The sequence below is a fragment of the Streptomyces sp. NPDC085900 genome, assembly GCF_044540925.1.
Taxonomy (GTDB): Bacteria; Actinomycetota; Actinomycetes; order Streptomycetales; family Streptomycetaceae; genus Streptomyces; species Streptomyces gilvifuscus.
On sequence record NZ_JBITSP010000002.1, the window covers coordinates 602,176 to 617,872 of the forward strand.

General features: G+C 70.8%; 14 protein-coding genes. 13 read left to right on the top strand and 1 reads right to left on the bottom strand.

Annotation, left to right across the window (positions count from 1 at the left end; translation table 11 throughout):
* The first annotated feature begins 90 nt into the window (after positions 1-90).
* The 13 genes from ACIGDI_RS07440 (at position 91) to ACIGDI_RS07500 (ending at position 14,006) form a co-directional block, all read left to right on the top strand.
* Entirely contained in the window at positions 91-1,053 is a 963-nt protein-coding gene (locus ACIGDI_RS07440; protein WP_399891878.1) for an SMP-30/gluconolactonase/LRE family protein, read from the top strand.
* A gap of 168 nt (positions 1,054-1,221) precedes the next feature.
* Positions 1,222-1,683: a fluoride efflux transporter CrcB gene (crcB, locus tag ACIGDI_RS07445; RefSeq protein ID WP_399891882.1), complete on the top strand. Its 462-nt coding sequence runs from the start codon at positions 1,222-1,224 to the stop codon at positions 1,681-1,683.
* Positions 1,680-2,060 (top strand): DUF190 domain-containing protein, encoded by a 381-nt coding sequence (locus ACIGDI_RS07450; protein WP_399891884.1) that lies wholly within the window; start codon positions 1,680-1,682, stop codon positions 2,058-2,060. The genes crcB (ACIGDI_RS07445) and ACIGDI_RS07450 overlap by 4 nt, the downstream gene beginning before the upstream one ends.
* Complete coding sequence (crcB, locus tag ACIGDI_RS07455) at positions 2,057-2,431, top strand: fluoride efflux transporter CrcB (protein WP_399891887.1); 375 nt, start codon at positions 2,057-2,059, stop codon at positions 2,429-2,431. The genes ACIGDI_RS07450 and crcB (ACIGDI_RS07455) overlap by 4 nt, the downstream gene beginning before the upstream one ends.
* A 72-nt stretch (positions 2,432-2,503) precedes the next feature.
* Positions 2,504-3,340 (top strand): undecaprenyl-diphosphate phosphatase, encoded by an 837-nt coding sequence (locus ACIGDI_RS07460; RefSeq protein ID WP_200697752.1) that lies wholly within the window; start codon positions 2,504-2,506, stop codon positions 3,338-3,340.
* 168 nt (positions 3,341-3,508) lie between these two features.
* Entirely contained in the window at positions 3,509-4,186 is a 678-nt protein-coding gene (locus ACIGDI_RS07465; RefSeq protein ID WP_200697791.1) for a FadR/GntR family transcriptional regulator, read from the top strand.
* Positions 4,183-5,634: an amino acid permease gene (locus ACIGDI_RS07470; protein ID WP_399891891.1), complete on the top strand. Its 1,452-nt coding sequence runs from the start codon at positions 4,183-4,185 to the stop codon at positions 5,632-5,634. Before ACIGDI_RS07465 ends, ACIGDI_RS07470 begins: the two co-directional genes overlap by 4 nt.
* 31 nt (positions 5,635-5,665) lie before the next feature.
* Positions 5,666-6,682, top strand: coding sequence for an asparaginase (locus tag ACIGDI_RS07475; RefSeq protein WP_399891894.1), 1,017 nt, complete (start codon positions 5,666-5,668; stop codon positions 6,680-6,682).
* Positions 6,683-6,800: 118 nt separating this feature from the next.
* On the top strand, positions 6,801-8,216 hold the full coding sequence (aspA, locus tag ACIGDI_RS07480; protein ID WP_200697755.1) for an aspartate ammonia-lyase: 1,416 nt from the start codon (positions 6,801-6,803) through the stop codon (positions 8,214-8,216).
* A 323-nt stretch (positions 8,217-8,539) separates the two neighbouring features.
* Positions 8,540-9,565 (top strand): UDP-glucuronic acid decarboxylase family protein, encoded by a 1,026-nt coding sequence (locus ACIGDI_RS07485; RefSeq protein ID WP_399891898.1) that lies wholly within the window; start codon positions 8,540-8,542, stop codon positions 9,563-9,565.
* Complete coding sequence (locus tag ACIGDI_RS07490) at positions 9,562-11,418, top strand: glycosyltransferase (RefSeq protein WP_399891901.1); 1,857 nt, start codon at positions 9,562-9,564, stop codon at positions 11,416-11,418. The genes ACIGDI_RS07485 and ACIGDI_RS07490 overlap by 4 nt, the downstream gene beginning before the upstream one ends.
* 79 nt (positions 11,419-11,497) lie before the next feature.
* Positions 11,498-12,520, top strand: coding sequence for a UDP-glucose 4-epimerase GalE (gene galE / locus ACIGDI_RS07495; protein WP_384811425.1), 1,023 nt, complete (start codon positions 11,498-11,500; stop codon positions 12,518-12,520).
* Positions 12,521-12,575: 55 nt separating this feature from the next.
* The gene (locus ACIGDI_RS07500; RefSeq protein ID WP_399891905.1) at positions 12,576-14,006 is read left to right on the top strand and encodes a UDP-glucose dehydrogenase family protein; all 1,431 of its coding nucleotides are present in this window, start codon (positions 12,576-12,578) and stop codon (positions 14,004-14,006) included.
* Here the strand turns inward: ACIGDI_RS07500 and ACIGDI_RS07505 are convergent.
* Positions 13,937-15,685 carry a right-handed parallel beta-helix repeat-containing protein gene (locus ACIGDI_RS07505; RefSeq protein ID WP_399891908.1) on the bottom strand — a complete coding sequence of 583 codons (1,749 nt, stop codon included), beginning with the start codon at positions 15,683-15,685 and terminating at the stop codon, positions 13,937-13,939. The genes ACIGDI_RS07500 and ACIGDI_RS07505 overlap by 70 nt on opposite strands.
* Positions 15,686-15,697: the final 12 nt, after the last annotated feature.

The following is a 15,697-nucleotide window of genomic DNA, read 5'->3' on the forward strand; positions in this document are numbered from 1 at the left end:
GAGGTAAACCTGATCGAGTGACCCGGTACCCGTCGGACGTCCGTACGCATGCCAGCATGAACTGTCCCGACCTCGACGAGGAGGTTCTCCATGGACCGTCCCGCCGCACTTGTCCCGCTGAAATACGTCGCCATCGGCGGCCGCGGCCCCGAGGACGTCGTGGCCGACGCCCGCGGCCGCGTGCTGACCGGCGTGGAGGACGGCCGCATCCTGCGCATCGACGGCCTCACCGACGACTCGCCCGCCCGCGTCGAGGTCCTCGCCGAGACCGGCGGCCGGCCCCTCGGCCTCGAACTGCTGCCGGACGACGCCCTGCTGGTCTGCGACGCCGAACTCGGCCTGCTCCGCGTCGACCTGCGCGAGGGCATCGTCCGCATCCTCGCCGACTCGGTGGCGGGGGAGCGGCTGCGGTTCTGCAGCAACGTGGTGGCGCTGTCCGACGGCAGCGTCTGCTTCACCGTCTCCAGCCGCCGCTACCCCCTGGACCAGTGGATCGGCGACATCGTCGAACACACCGGCACCGGCCGGCTGCTGCGCCTGGCGCCGGGCAGCGAACACCCCGAAGTGCTCCTGGACGGACTGCAGTTCGCGAACGGGCTGGCGCTGAGCTCCGACGAATCGTTCCTGGTCGTCGCCGAGACCGGCGCCCGCCGGCTCACCCGCTACTGGCTGAGCGGACCGAAGGCCGGGCACGGCGAGCCCTTCGTCGAGAACCTCCCCGGCATGCCCGACAACATCTGGCGCGGCGCACCCGACGGACCCGTCTGGGTCTCCCTGGCCGGCCCCCGCATCCCCCCGCTCGACCTGCTGCACCGCACCGCCCCCGCCGTCCGCGCCGCGGCCGCCCGCGTCGCCGTCCGCGCCCCCTACCGCCCCACCGGCACCATCGGCGTCCTCGCGGTCGACGACCGGGGCACGGTCGTCCACCACCTCACCCGCCACCGCTCCGGCTTCCGCTTCGTCACCAGCGTCTGCGAGGCCGGCGGCCGCCTCGTCCTGGGCAGCCTCCGGGAGCGCGGAGTGGCGGTGTGCGAGCGGCCGGACCCGAAATGACCTCCGCGCGGCCCGGACGCTACGCTGTAGCCCGGCCGCGACCCCCTTCGCGGCGCGGCGGTGGGGCCCGCCGTACCCGAACCGCGGCACCGGTGCCGCCAACGGTCCCTACTTGCGAAGGAGCGGCGCCCGCGCACCCGGGCCCCGGCGAGTAGGAGACGTACGACCATGACCGCACCGGAAGCCGAGAGCCTGCGCGCCCCGGCCCGCACCCGGCGAGCGCCGGCCTGGCGCACCCAGGCACCGGTCCTCGCGGTGGTCGCGCTGGGCGGGGCCCTCGGCGCGAGCGCCCGCTACGCGCTCGCCCTGGCGTGGCCCACCCCACCCGGCCACTTCCCGTGGGCGACCTTCTGGACCAACGTCCTCGGCTGCGCCGTGATCGGCGTGTTCATGGTCGTCATCACCGACGTGTGGGCCGCCCACCGGCTCGTGCGCCCGTTCTTCGGCACCGGGGTCCTGGGCGGCTTCACCACCTTCTCCACCTACGCCGTCGACATCCAGAAGCTCGTCGACGCCGGCCACCCGGTCACCGGGGCGGCCTACCTCGCCGCGACGCTGCTCGCGGCCCTCACGGCGGTGTGGCTCGCGGTCACCGCCGCCCGCCGCGTCCTGAAGTGGAGGCAGCCATGACGAGGCTGACCGGCAACGCCCTGCGCGTGACCGTCTTCGTCGGCGAGAACGACACCTGGCACCACAAACCGCTGTACTCCGAGATCGTCCACCGCGCGCACGCGGCCGGCCTCGCCGGCGCCAGTGTCTTCCGCGGCATCGAGGGCTTCGGCGCCTCCTCGCTGATCCACACCTCGCGGCTGCTGTCGCTGAGCGAGGACCTGCCGGTGGCGATCGTCGTCGTCGACACCGAGGAACGGGTCCGCGCCTTCCTGCCGCAGCTCGACGAGCTCGTCGAGGAGGGGCTCGTGATCCTCGACGACTGCGAGGTCATCCGGTACGTGGGCCGCGAGACGGCCCCCGGTGCGTCGGGCAGGAAGGGTAAGAAGTCGTTGTGAACTGGCTGTCGGTCGTCGCGGGCGCCATGGTCGGCGCACCCCTGCGCTACCTCACCGACCGCGCGGTGCAGTCCCGGCACGACTCGGTCTTCCCCTGGGGCACGTTCGCCGTCAACGTCACCGGCTGCCTGATCCTGGGCCTGCTGACCGGCGCCGCGGCCCAGGGCGCCGCGGGTTCCCAGACGCAGCTGCTCCTGGGAACCGGCCTGTGCGGAGCGCTGACGACCTACTCCACCTTCTCCTACGAGACCCTGCGGCTGACCGAGACGGGGGCGGGGCTCTACGCTGCGGCCAACGTCGTCGGAAGTGTGACGGCGGGCCTCGGTGCGGCCTTTGCCGGGGTTTCGCTCGCCCGGGCGCTGTGGGGGTAGGCGCAAGGCCCCCGCCCGCTCGTAGTAAGACTGTCTACAGCACTGTCGACCAACTCCTCAGAACTGGATCCCATGAGCGTCATCAACGTCGGCCAGGCCGCCGTCCTCGGAGTCGTGGAAGGGCTGACCGAGTTCCTTCCCGTCTCCTCCACCGGGCATCTGAAGATCACCGAAGGGCTCATGAACATCCCGGTCGACGACGACGCCGTCGTCGGCTTCTCGGCGGTCATCCAGGTCGGCGCGATCGCCGCGGTGCTCCTGTACTTCTTCAAGGACATCGTGCGGATCGTCTCCGCGTGGGGCCGGGGACTGGCCAACAAGGAGGAGCGCTACCACCACGACTACAAGTTCGCCTGGTGGGTCATCTACGCCACCATTCCCATCGTGGTCGTGGGCCTCGCCGCCAAGCCGCTGATCGAGGGCCCGCTCGCCTCGCTGTGGGTGGTCGCCGGTTCGCTGATCGTCGGCAGTGGCGTGATGTGGGCGGCGGACCAGATGGGCCGGCACAAGCGCGGTGAGGACGACACCACGTTCAAGGACGCGATGCTGGTCGGCGGCTCGCAGATCCTCGCCCTGCTGTTCCCGGGCTTCTCCCGTTCCGGTGCCACCATGTCCACGGCGCTGATCCTGGACCTGGACCGCGTGGCCGCCACGCGCCTGTCCTTCTTCCTCGGCATCCCCGCGCTGACCGGTGCGGGCCTGTACGAGCTCAAGGACGCCCTGGGCGCCGGGGTGGGGCTCGCTCCGCTGGCCGTCGGCACCGCCACCTCCTTCGTGGTCGCCTACGCCTCCATCGCCTGGCTGCTGAAGTACGTCGCCAAGCACTCCTTCAACGCTTTCGTGATCTACCGGATCATCGTCGGCGTGCTGCTGCTGGGCCTGCTCGGCGGGGGCGTGATCAACAGCTGACCGGTCAGGTCGCGCGACGCGGGGTGTGGGATCTGTTTTCAGATCGCACACCCCGCGAATCTTTTCATTCACCTCCCTTGACAGCCCCCGTACGTCACCCGCAGGATCACTCCCGTGAACCTGTCAGACAGCAAGACAGCCAGTCAGGGTCCGCGGCGCATCAGCGCCATGGAAGCGGTCCTGGCCCATCTGCGCGCCGCCATCGAGAACGGCGAGTACGCGGTGGGGGACAAGCTCCCCTCCGAGGCCGAGCTGTGCCGCACCCTCGAGGTCAGCCGGCCCGTCCTGCGCGAGGCCCTGCGGGCCCTGCAGACGATGGGCCTGACCGTCTCCAAGACGGGCAAGGGCACCTTCGTCGTCGCGAGCGCCGTCGAGGACCCCACCTTCGGCGACTACGCGGCCAGCGACCTGCTGGAGGTGCGCCGCCACGTGGAGATCCCGGTGGCGGGCTACGCGGCCCGGCGCCGCACCCCGGAGGACCTGGACCACCTGACGCACCTGCTGGAGCGCATGGAGCGGGAGACCGACACCACCTCGTGGGTCGCCCTCGACTCGCTGTTCCACCTCGCCGTCGCCCAGGCCGCCCAGAACCCGGTCTTCCGCCGGGTCATCGAGGAGATCCGCGACGCACTGGCGCGTCAGTCGGCCTTCCTCAACGAACTGGGCGGACGCCGCGAGCAGTCCAACCGCGAGCACCGGGCGATCGTCGAGGCGCTGATGGACGGTTCCGAACTCGACGCGACGGACGCCATGGCGCACCACCTCGACCGCGTCGAGACCACCCTCACCGACATCGTGCGCCCCTCGCGCGCGGAGACACCTACGGAAGGCGGACCCGAGGCGTGAGCGAGCACCTCAAAGAAGAGACGCGCACACCGGCCGCACACGTCGACGCCGGCGACGCGGGCTACAGCAAGTCCCTGAAGTCCCGGCATGTCAACATGATCGCCATCGGCGGCGCCATCGGCACCGGTCTCTTCCTCGGCGCGGGCGGCCGCCTCGCCGACGCCGGCCCCTCCCTGTTCATCGCCTACGCGGTCTGCGGCGTCTTCGCCTTCCTGGTCGTACGCGCCCTCGGCGAACTCGTCCTGTACCGGCCCTCCTCCGGCGCCTTCGTGTCGTACGCCCGCGAGTTCATGGGCGAGAAGGGTGCCTACACCGCGGGCTGGATGTACTTCCTGAACTGGGCGACCACCGGCATCGCCGACATCACCGCCGTGGCCACCTACACGCACTACTGGGGCCTGTTCTCCGACATCCCCCAGTGGCTGATCGCCTTGATCGCCCTCGCCGTCGTGCTGACGGTCAACCTGATCTCGGTCAAGATCTTCGGTGAGCTCGAGTTCTGGTTCGCGATCGTCAAGGTCAGCGCGCTGGTGGTGTTCATGTGCATCGGCATCTTCCTGCTGGTCACCCAGCACCCCGTCGACGGCGCACACGCCGGACCGTCCCTGATCACCGACAACGGCGGCGTCTTCCCCAACGGCCTGCTGCCCATGCTGCTGATCATCCAGGGCGTCGTCTTCGCCTACGCCTCCGTCGAACTGGTCGGCGTCGCGGCCGGCGAGACCGAGAACCCCGAGAAGATCATGCCCAAGGCGATCAACTCGATCATGTGGCGCGTCGGCCTGTTCTACGTCGGCTCGGTCGTCCTGCTGTCGATGCTGCTGCCCTGGAACAAGTACAGCGCCGCCGAGAGCCCCTTCGTGACCGTGCTCTCCAACATCGGCATCCCCGCGGCGGGCGGTGTGATGAACCTCGTCGTCCTCACCGCGGCCATGTCCTCGCTCAACTCCGGCCTGTACTCCACCGGCCGCATCCTGCGCTCCATGGCCATGTCCGGCTCCGCGCCCAAGTTCACCCGCGTGATGAGCCGCAGTCAGGTCCCGTACGGCGGCATCCTGCTCACCAGCGGTTTCTGTGTCCTGGGCGTGGGCCTGAACTTCGTGGTCCCGGCGGACGCCTTCGAGATCGTCCTGAACTTCGCGGCGATCGGCATCCTCTCCACCTGGGGCATGATCATGGTCAGTCACCTCCTCTTCTGGCGGAAGACCCAGCAGGGCGAGCTGACCCGCCCCGGCTACCGGCTGCCGGGCTCCCCCTGGACCGAGCTCGTGACGCTGGCCTTCCTCGCCTCCGTCCTGGTCCTCATGTACGCCGACGGAGGCGCCGGCCGCACCACCGTGCTGTGCCTGCCGCTGATCGTCGGAGCCCTGGTCGGCGGATGGTTCCTCATCCGCGGCCGTGTCGGACGCACCTCCACCGAGAACGCATCGACCGGAGCCGACGCGTGACCCACGCGGCGCTCCCTGACAAGAGGCAGTGATGTTCAGCAGTTCCGTCGCGGACGCACCCCTGATCCGCGAGCCCCTCCACGCCCCCGTCGCCCACCTGATACGCGGCGGGGTCGTCGAGGGCATCCACTACGGTTCCGTCGTCGTCCTCGGCACCGACGGGAAGGTCGACTTCCAGCTCGGTGACATCGAGGCCGCCTTCTACCCGCGCTCGGCCCTCAAGCCCGTCCAGGCCGTTGCCATGGTCCGGGCGGGGCTGCCGCTCGACGACGAGCTTCTGTCGCTCACCGCGGCCAGCCACTCCGGCGAGGAGCGGCACCTCGCCGGGACCCGGCGCATCCTCGAACTCGCCGGTCTGACCGAGGCCCATCTGCGCAACGTCCCGGACATGCCCTTCGACCCCGTCGTCCGGGACACCTGGGTGCGCGAGGGCCGGCCGCCCTCGCGGCTCGCCCAGAACTGCTCGGGCAAGCACGCGGCGATGCTGTACACGTGCGTGCTCAACGACTGGCCGCTGGAGGGGTACCTCGACCCCGTCCATCCGCTGCAGCAGGCGATCGCCGAGATCGTCGAGGACCTCACCGGGCAGCGGATCGCCCGCGTCACGGTCGACGGGTGCGGGGCGCCGCTGTTCTCGGTGTCCCTGCACGGGCTCGCCCGGGCCGCCGCGCGCGTCACCACCGCGGCTCCCGGCACCCCGGAGGCGCGCGTCGCCGACGCGATGCGTGCCCACGCCGAGATGGCCTCCGGCTCGGGACGGGACGTGGCCGCCCTCATGCGGGCCGTGCCGGGGCTGCTCGCCAAGGACGGCTTCGAGGGCGTGCAGGTCGCCGCGCTGCCGGACGGTCGGGCCGTGGCCGTGAAGATCGCCGACGGGGCGAACCGGGCGCGGGTGCCGGTGGCGGCGGCCGCCTTGGCGCGGGCCGGCGTCGATGCGGCGGCGCTCGCCGAGTTCCAGGGTGAGGCGTTGCTCGGTGGGGGGCAGCCGGTCGGGTGTGTGCGGCCCGCTCGGTCGTTGGACCCCGTTGTCGTCAAGGCTTGCGCCTAGGGCCCTGCCAGATGTGCAGTTTCGCGACTGCGGGCCGGGTGTGGCCGGTCGCGCAGTTCCCCGCGCCCCTTGCAGGGGCGCTCATGTCCCCTCTCTCGGAAAGAGGAACCGAACCCTCATGACCGCCCCTGTCACCCGTAGCGAGCACGATCTGCTCGGCGACCGTGATGTTCCCGCCGATGTCTACTGGGGTGTGCACACCCTGCGGGCCACGGAGAACTTCCCGATCACCGGCATGCCGATCTCCGCCTACCCGCATCTGATCGACGCCCTCGCCGCGGTCAAGGAGGCCGCCGCCCTCGCCAACGAGGAGCTCGGGCTGCTGGCGCCGGAGAAGGCCGCAGCGATCGTCGGGGCCTGCCGGGAGATCCGGGGCGGCAGGCTGCACGACCAGTTCGTCGTCGACGTCATCCAGGGCGGTGCCGGGACCTCGACCAACATGAACGCCAACGAGGTCGTCGCCAACCGGGCGTTGGAGCTGCTGGGGCACGAGAAGGGGCAGTACGGGTTCCTGCACCCCAACGAGGACGTCAACCTCGGGCAGTCGACCAATGACGTCTACCCGACCGCCGTCAAGATAGCGACGGTCTTCGCGGTGCGTGGACTGCTCAAGGCGATGTCCGTACTGCAGGACTCCTTCGCGCGCAAGGCCGTCGAGTTCCGTGACGTGCTCAAGATGGGCCGTACACAGTTGCAGGACGCGGTGCCGATGACGCTCGGTCAAGAGTTCTCGGCGTACGCGGTCATGATCGACGAGGACCGCAACCGTCTTGACGAGGCGGTCCAGTTGATCCATGAGATCAACCTCGGTGCCACGGCCATCGGCACCGGACTCAACGCGCCGGCCGGATACGCGGAGGCGGCCCGCCGTCACCTCGCCGCCATCACCGGTCTGCCGCTGGTCACGGCCGCCAACCTCGTCGAGGCCACCCAGGACTGCGGGGCGTTCGTCCAGATGTCCGGCGTGCTCAAGCGGATCGCCGTCAAGCTCTCCAAGAGCTGCAACGACCTGCGGCTGCTGTCGTCCGGGCCGCGTGCGGGCCTGGGCGAGATCAACCTGCCGCCGGTGCAGGCCGGTTCGAGCATCATGCCCGGAAAGGTCAACCCGGTGATCCCCGAGGTCGTCAACCAGGTCGCCTTCGAGGTGATCGGCAACGACGTCGCGATCACCATGGCGGCCGAGGCCGGGCAGCTTCAGCTGAACGCCTTCGAGCCGATCATCCTGCACTCCCTCTCGGAGAGCATCACCCACCTGCAGAGCGCGTGCGTCACACTGGCCGAGCGATGCGTGGACGGCATCACCGCCAACACCGAGAGGCTGCGCGCGAGCGTCGAGAACTCCATCGGCCTGGTGACCGCCCTCAACCCGCACATCGGGTACACGGCCGCCACCGACATCGCCAAGGAGGCCCTCGTCACCGGGCGCGGGGTGGCCGAACTGGTCTTGGAGAAGGGCCTGTTGCCGTCGGAGCGGCTGGCACAGCTGCTGCGGCCGGAGGTGCTCGCCGGCAGCGGCGCGCCGCAGGCGATCTGACGTCGGGCCCCGCGTGCGGCGAGCGCAGGCGTACTGCGCCGAGCCGACACGCGGGTGCGCCGTCACACCCAGGGATGAAGCGAGGCCCGCACCGTGTGAGCCTCGCCCCGCCTGATGCCGGGGCGGCACGGCGCGGAAGCGTCCGAGCGGGTACCGGCTGTTCGGCGCAGCCCATGTCGCCATTGTCTGAAAAGTCCTACTAACGCACATATGCTGAATTCGCGGCCCTGACGGAGGGTCGTCTCCTGCCCTGGTGGACCGCGCGCCCACGCATCTTCTACCGGACGGAGCGACGGGATCCCGAAGTCGATTCAGGAGAATTCATGCGTGTGGCCGTGACAGGTGGCGGGGGTTTTCTCGGATCCCATCTGTGCGAGGCGCTCCTTCGGCGTGGTGACGAAGTCGTGTGTCTCGACGACTTCTCGACCGGTGACCCGGCGAACATCAGCCCGTTTCTCGGTATGCCGGGTTTCGAGCTCGTGCGTGGTGACGTCAGCCGGTCGGCCGAGGTGAGCGGCACCGTCGACGCGGTGGCCCACCTGGCCAGCCCCGCCTCGCCGCCCGACTACCTCAGACGCCCGCTGGAGACGCTGGCCGTCGGCAGTCGCGGCACGGAGAACGCGCTGCGCCTGGCGGCGCGCCACGAGGCCCGCTTCGTCCTCGCCTCCACCAGTGAGGTGTACGGCGATCCCGAAGTGCATCCGCAGGACGAGACGTACTGGGGGCACGTGAATCCGGTAGGACCGCGCAGTGTCTACGACGAGGCCAAGAGATTCGCGGAGGCGCTGACCCAGGCCTACCGGACGAATCGCGGAACGAACACGGGAATTGTCCGCATCTTCAACACCTACGGTCCGCGTATGCGCCCGCACGACGGTCGGGTCGTCTCCAGTTTCGTCGTGCAGGCCCTCGCCGGGGAACCGCTGACCGTCTACGGAGACGGAAAGCAGACCCGCAGTTTCTGCTACGTCGACGACCTGGTGCGCGGAATCGTCGCCATGCTCGACAAAGACGAGCCCGGTCCGGTGAACCTCGGCAATCCGGTCGAACTGACCGTCATGCAACTCGCGCGAATGGTCCTGGATCTGACGGGGTCCCAGGCCGAGATCCAGCACCATCCGCTGCCCGTGGACGACCCCACCCGCCGCCGCCCGGACATCACCAGGGCCGCACGGCGCCTGGGCTGGACGCCCGAGGTCGGCATCGAGGAGGGGCTGCGCAGGACGGTGGAGTGGTTCGCCTCCCGTCCCGCCGACATCGCCGCCGCGCTCTCCGCGATCCGCGGGGGCCAGCAGGACGGTACCGCGACCCTCCAGCCCGGTGCGGTCGCGACCTCGGCCGCCTCGTGACCCAGATCAGTCACGGTCACGCGCCGGCCGGCGCTCGCCACGCGCCGCCGACCGACCGTGAAACGCTCGGAGGCCAGCTGCGCACCCTGTCGGCGGGCAACGTGGTCGAGGTGTCCGCCGACGGCCCGGTCTTCGGCAAGCCGCGCCGCTCGCTCGTCCTGCGGCCCGAGTTCTGGACACACCGGCTCGCACCGCTGGACCGGATCGTGGTGTCACTCCTCGCCGTGTGCTGGTGGACCGCCCTGGTCTGCTTCTGGGAGTGGTGGCTGCGTCCGGAGCACCGGACGAGCTGGGCCGGCTTCGCCGTCAACTCGGCGCTTCTGCTGTACCTGTCCCTGATGCCGCTGTACTTCGTCGTGGTCATGCTGCGCCTGCGCACCCTCGACGCCTCCGTCGAGGTGCCCCCGCTGCGTACGGCGTTCGTGGTGACCCGGGCGCCGTCGGAGCCCTGGCGGGTCGCCCGCACCACCCTGACCGCCATGCTGCGGCAGCGGTTTCCGCACGAGTACGACGTATGGCTGTGCGACGAGGACCCGGACCAGGAGATCCTGGACTGGTGCGCGGCCCATGGCGTGGGGATGTCCTGCCGGCGCGGTGTCACCGCCTACCACCGGGACGTCTGGCCTCGCCGTACCCGCTGCAAGGAGGGCAACCTCGCGCACTTCTACGACCACTGGGGCTACCGCGACTACGACGTGGTCGCCCAGCTCGACGTCGACCATGTGCCCCACCCCGACTACCTCAGGGAGGTGGTCCGGCCGTTCGCCGATCCCGCGGTCGGCTACGTGGCCGCGCCCAGCGTGTGCGACGCCAACGCCCGCACGTCCTGGTCGGCTCGTGGACGACTGCACCGCGAGGCCACCTTCCACGGTCCGATGCAACTGGGCCACTCCGACGGGCTGGCACCGCTGTGCATCGGCTCCCACTACGCCGTACGCACCCGCGCCCTGCGGGACATCGGGGGACTGGGGCCCGAGCTGGCCGAGGACTTCTCCACCACCTTCCTGCTGAACTCGGCCGGCTGGCAGGGTGCGTTCGCCATCGACGCGGAAGCGCACGGGGACGGCCCGATCACTTTCGCAGCCATGGTGACGCAGGAGTTCCAGTGGTCGCGGAGCCTGGTGGTGATGCTCCTCGGCATGCTGCCCAAGCACCTGCGGCGGATGTCCGGGCGACTGCGCATGCGCTTCGCGTTCGCGCTCTCGTACTACCCGCTGCTCGCGCTGACCACCACGGCGGGCCTGCTGCTGCCGCCGGTCGCCGCCGTCACCGGCCATTCGTGGATCAACGTCAACTACGGCGGATTCCTCCTGCGCTTCTGGGCCATGTCGTTCTTCCTGGTCATGCTGACGGCGCTGCTGCGCCGACGGGGTCTGCTGCGCCCGGTCGACGCCCCCCTGCTCAGCTGGGAGGGCTGGCTGTTCGGGCTGACCCGCTGGCCGTACGTGGCGTGGGGTGTCATGGCCGCCCTGGTCCAGCGCGTTCGGCCCAAGAAGGTCGTCTTCAAGGTCACGCCCAAGTCCCGCGTGGGGATGGAGCGGCTGCCCCTGCGTCTGGTGCTGCCCTATCTGCTGATCACCGTCGTGCTCTCGGGCGCGGCACTGGTCGGCGAGCTGACCGGGCCGGCCGTCGGTTACGTGTTCCTGTGCCTGCTGGGCTCGGTGTCCTACGCGCTGGTGACCCTCGCGGTCGGTGTGCTGCACGTCCGGGAGACCGCGAGGTCCGAGGGCGTCGGCGTGCACCGGGCCCTGCCCACCGCCGCCCTGCCCCTGGCCACGGGCCTCCTGGCGCTGGTCCCGCTGGCCTGGGCGCTCCTGCTGTTCCCCGTCTACCTGCGCGGATTCATCGGCTGAGCCGTACCCCTCCCCGGCGCCGCGCGCCCGCGCCGCACCCAAGACGGTTCCCCTGACGAGAACGGAACGAGGTGCACCGATGCCCCGAACGGTCCTGGTGACCGGTGGCGCCGGATTCATCGGCAGCCACACCTGCGTCGAACTGCTCACCCACGGCTGTGAAGTCGTCGTCGTGGACAACCACGTCAACAGCTCCCCGCACGTCCTGGACCGTATCGCCAAGACCGCCGGACGGCCGCTCGCCGCCGCCTACCGGGCCGACGTCCGCGACCGCCGGGCCCTCGCCGAGGTGTTCGCCGCCCACCCCGTCGACGAGGTCGTCCACTTCGCCGCGCACAAGGCGGTCGGCCAGTCGGTGGCGCGGCCCGTCGAGTACTACGACACGAACGTCGGCGGGACCTGCGCCCTGCTGTCCGTCATGCACGAACACGACGTCCACCGGCTGGTCTTCTCCTCGTCCTGCTCCGTCTACGGCGACGCGCGGTCGGTGCCGCTGACCGAACGCAGCCCGGTGGCGCCGACGAACCCCTATGCCGCCACCAAGCTGACGTGTGAGCGCATCCTGGAGGACGTCTGCGCCCACCTGCCGCACATGCGCGTGCTCGCCCTGCGCTACTTCAACCCGGTCGGCGCCCACCCGAGCGGCCTGCTCGGCGAGGACCCGCAGGGCGTGCCGGACAACCTCATGCCGTACGTCGCCCAGGTCGCCGTGGGCCGGCGGGAGAGGCTCAACGTCTTCGGCGACGACTACCCCACTCCCGACGGCACGGGAGTGCGTGACTACATCCACGTGATGGACGTGGCCGAGGGGCACCGGGTGGCCCTCGGCCATCTGGACGACCGTCCGGGCATGCAGGTGTTCAACCTCGGCACGGGCACCGGGACCTCGGTACTGGAGCTGGCGGCGGCCTTCGCCGAGGCGAGCGGCCGCCCCGTTCCCCACCGGGTCGTCGAGCGCAGGCCGGGGGACGTCGCCGCCCTCGTCGCCGACGCGAGCGCGGTCGCATCGGCCTGGGGCTGGACCACCACGCGCGACCTGGGCGACATGTGCCGGGACGCCTGGCGCTTCCAGGAACGCAACCCCGACGGCTACACGCGCTGACCGACGTCGACGACCACGGCCACGACGACCACGGCCTCACGACAGGAGAACGCTCATGCGGTTGACCGTCATCGGAACGGGATACCTCGGAGCCGTGCACGCCGCGTGCATGGCGGACATCGGACACGACGTCCTCGGTGTCGACACGGACACACGGAAGATCGAAGCGCTCGCCGCGGGCCGGGCGCCCTTCTTCGAGCCCGGTCTGCCGGAGATCCTCGTCCGCAACACCCGGGCCGGGCGGCTGCGGTTCACCACCTCGCTGCAGGAGGCGGCCGACTTCGCGGATCTGCACTTCGTGTGCGTCGGCACCCCGCAGCGGGCCGACGGTCTCGCCGCCGACCTGAGCCATGTCGAGGCCGTCGTCGACGGCCTGGCACCGCTGCTCACCCGCGACAGTCTCCTTGTCGGCAAGTCGACCGTACCGGTGGGCACCACGAGAGCCCTCGCCCGCAGAGTGGCCGCACAGGTCCCACCCGGGATCGAGGCCGAGGTCGCCTGGAACCCGGAGTTCCTCCGGGAGGGGTTCGCCGTCCAGGACACGCTGCGCCCCGACCGGCTGGTCCTGGGTGTCACCTCCCCGCGCGCCGACCAGGTGCTGCGCCAGGTGTACGCACCCATGCTCCGGGCCGGGATCGCCTGCATCAGCACCGATCCCGCCACCGCCGAACTGGTGAAGACCGCCGCCAACTCCTTCCTGGCAACCAAGATCTCGTTCATCAACGCCATGGCGGAGGTCTGCGACGCGTCGGGCGCCGACGTGGTCACGCTGGCGGACGCCCTCGGTCACGACGCGCGCATCGGGCGGCGGTTCCTCTCCGCCGGCCTCGGGTTCGGCGGTGGCTGCCTGCCCAAGGACATCCGCGCCTTCCTGGCCCGGGCCGAGGAGCTGAAGGTGGGGGAGGCGGTCTCCTTCCTGCACCAGGTCGACCGGATCAACGAACGGCAGCGCCGCCGGACGGTCGACCTCGCCCGGCAGCTCGTGGGCGGCACTCTCGACGGCCAGCGCATCGCCGTGCTGGGCGCCACGTTCAAGCCCGACAGCGACGACGTGCGCGACTCACCGGCGCTGGCCGTCACCGCGGCGCTGGTGGACCAGGGCGCCGACGTCCGTGTCCACGACCCCGAAGGCCTCGACAACGCGCGCGCGGCGCTGCCCGGCCCGGCCTACTGCGACGACGTCGTGGAGACCTGCCAGGACGCGGACCTGGTGCTGCACCTGACGGAGTGGCCCCATTACCGCGCCCTCGACCCGCGGGCGTTGGCCCAGGTCGTCCGGTCCCCGCGCGTGCTGGACGCGCGCAACGCCCTGGATCCCACGGCCTGGCGGGCAGGCGGCTGGTACGTGCGCGCCCTGGGCCGTCCCGCCCACGTTCCCCAGCCGACGGTCGTGGACACCCTGCGGGTGACGATTCCTCAGGCGCTGGGACCGGCGTGCGCCGCCGCCCCCACACCGGGCGACCCGCTGAGCGGCGCCCCGAAGTAGTCCACCGGCCCCGGGTCGACTCCGATCGCCCGCAGGTCCACGGCGGCGCCCTTCAGCGCGTCGGCGCACCGGGACGCCAGTGCGCCGCGTGCCGGACCGGCGCTGCCGACCCGGGGGCCGGCCGTCGGCAGGGGCACCTGGGTCAGGCAGGGATCGGCGTCGGTGCCGGTGGCCTGCGGGCCCAGTTGCTCCTGTCCCGTCTCCCCGCGCCAGGTGGCCAGGTCGGAATACCAGCGGTCCCCCCACAGCAGGTTCAGGGCCCCGGCGCCGTGGTAGTCGTTGCCCTGCATCAGCACGGCGGCGGTGTCGAAGGCGCCCAGGGCGGAGACCACGGGCGGGCCGTCGGTGGCGAGTACGTTGTTGCGCACGGTGACGGAGCCGAGGCTGGGTTCGAGCCGCAGCGCGGGCGCCCTGACCGGGCCGTTCGCCGTGGCCAGCACGGTGTTCTGGTAGATCGCCAGGTTGGTGAGCCGCGCTCCGAACGCCACGATGCCGCCGTACTCCTGGATCTTGCGGGCGTTGCTGTGGCTGACGTTGAACCGGATCGTGTTGTTCTTGTGCGCGTCGTTCAGGACGGCGGTGTACGCGAGGAAGCCCGCGCCGTCGTTGCCGTAGGCCAGGTTGTACTGCATCAGGGAGTCGGACACGTTGTTGTCCAGGCCGAATCCGCCGCCGTCCACGCGCGAGCCGGTGTGATTGTCGTAGGAGACGTTTCGCTGGAACGTCATCCGTGTCGAGTTGTAGGTCCAGATGCCCTCGGGACCCTCCTTGGCGTCCGCGGCGGAGGCCGCTCCGTTGCCGTGCGCCACCGACTGTTCCACCAGGCCGTGGCTGACACTGCCGAGCACGATGCCGCTGCCGGTGTTCCGGTCCCTCGCCCCGGGGTCGCCGACGTTGGCGTACGCGGTCACCTTCGAGACCGTCACCCTGTCGTGAGCGTAGGCGGGCCGCTGCGCGTCGAAGGCGGGGCCGTCCGTCACCAGGCCCGCGTCCTGGTTGTCGTGCAGGACGGAGTCGGTGATCCGCACGTCCCGGAAACCGGACCCCGCGGCACCGCCGTGCAGCCGGACACCGTTGCGGAAGCCCGACACCTCGACGCCGGAGACGCGGACATACGGCAGTTTCCGGTCGCCGGGCAGATCGCTGACGAAGGCGATGCCGTCCTGGAGCCGGTAGGACGCCCGGTCGCCGACGATGACCAGGTCGCGGATGCTCACGCCGCTCGTGTCGTGCACCTCGATACCGCGTGTGCCGACGGCGGCGATCGTCGCACGGCCCGATCCGTAGGACTCGATCACGACGGGCCTGCGCACGTCGCCGGCGTCTCCCGGTCCGATGCTCAGGGTGCCGGTGAAGCGCGCCCCGCCCTTCAGCCGCAACCGGTCGCCCGGCTTGAAGCGCAGGGCGTCCGCGTGCCGCAGGGTCCGCCACGCGGTCTGCGGCGTGCGGCCGTCGTCACCGTCGTCGCCCTGCGGACTGACGTAGAACGTCCGGCCGCCCTGGGCATTCGCCTGCAGGGGGACGTGCGGGCGGGGCATGGCGCATCCGGCCAACAGCAGCGCTGTCGCGCACAGTCCCGCCGCGGCGCGTCTGCGCCGCGGGCCGATCGCTCCGGGTCTGCTCCCGTCGGCTCGTTCCGGCGAGCCGGTGGCTTCGGTGCCTTCGTTGTGCCGGCGCAACGTCGCTCCTCC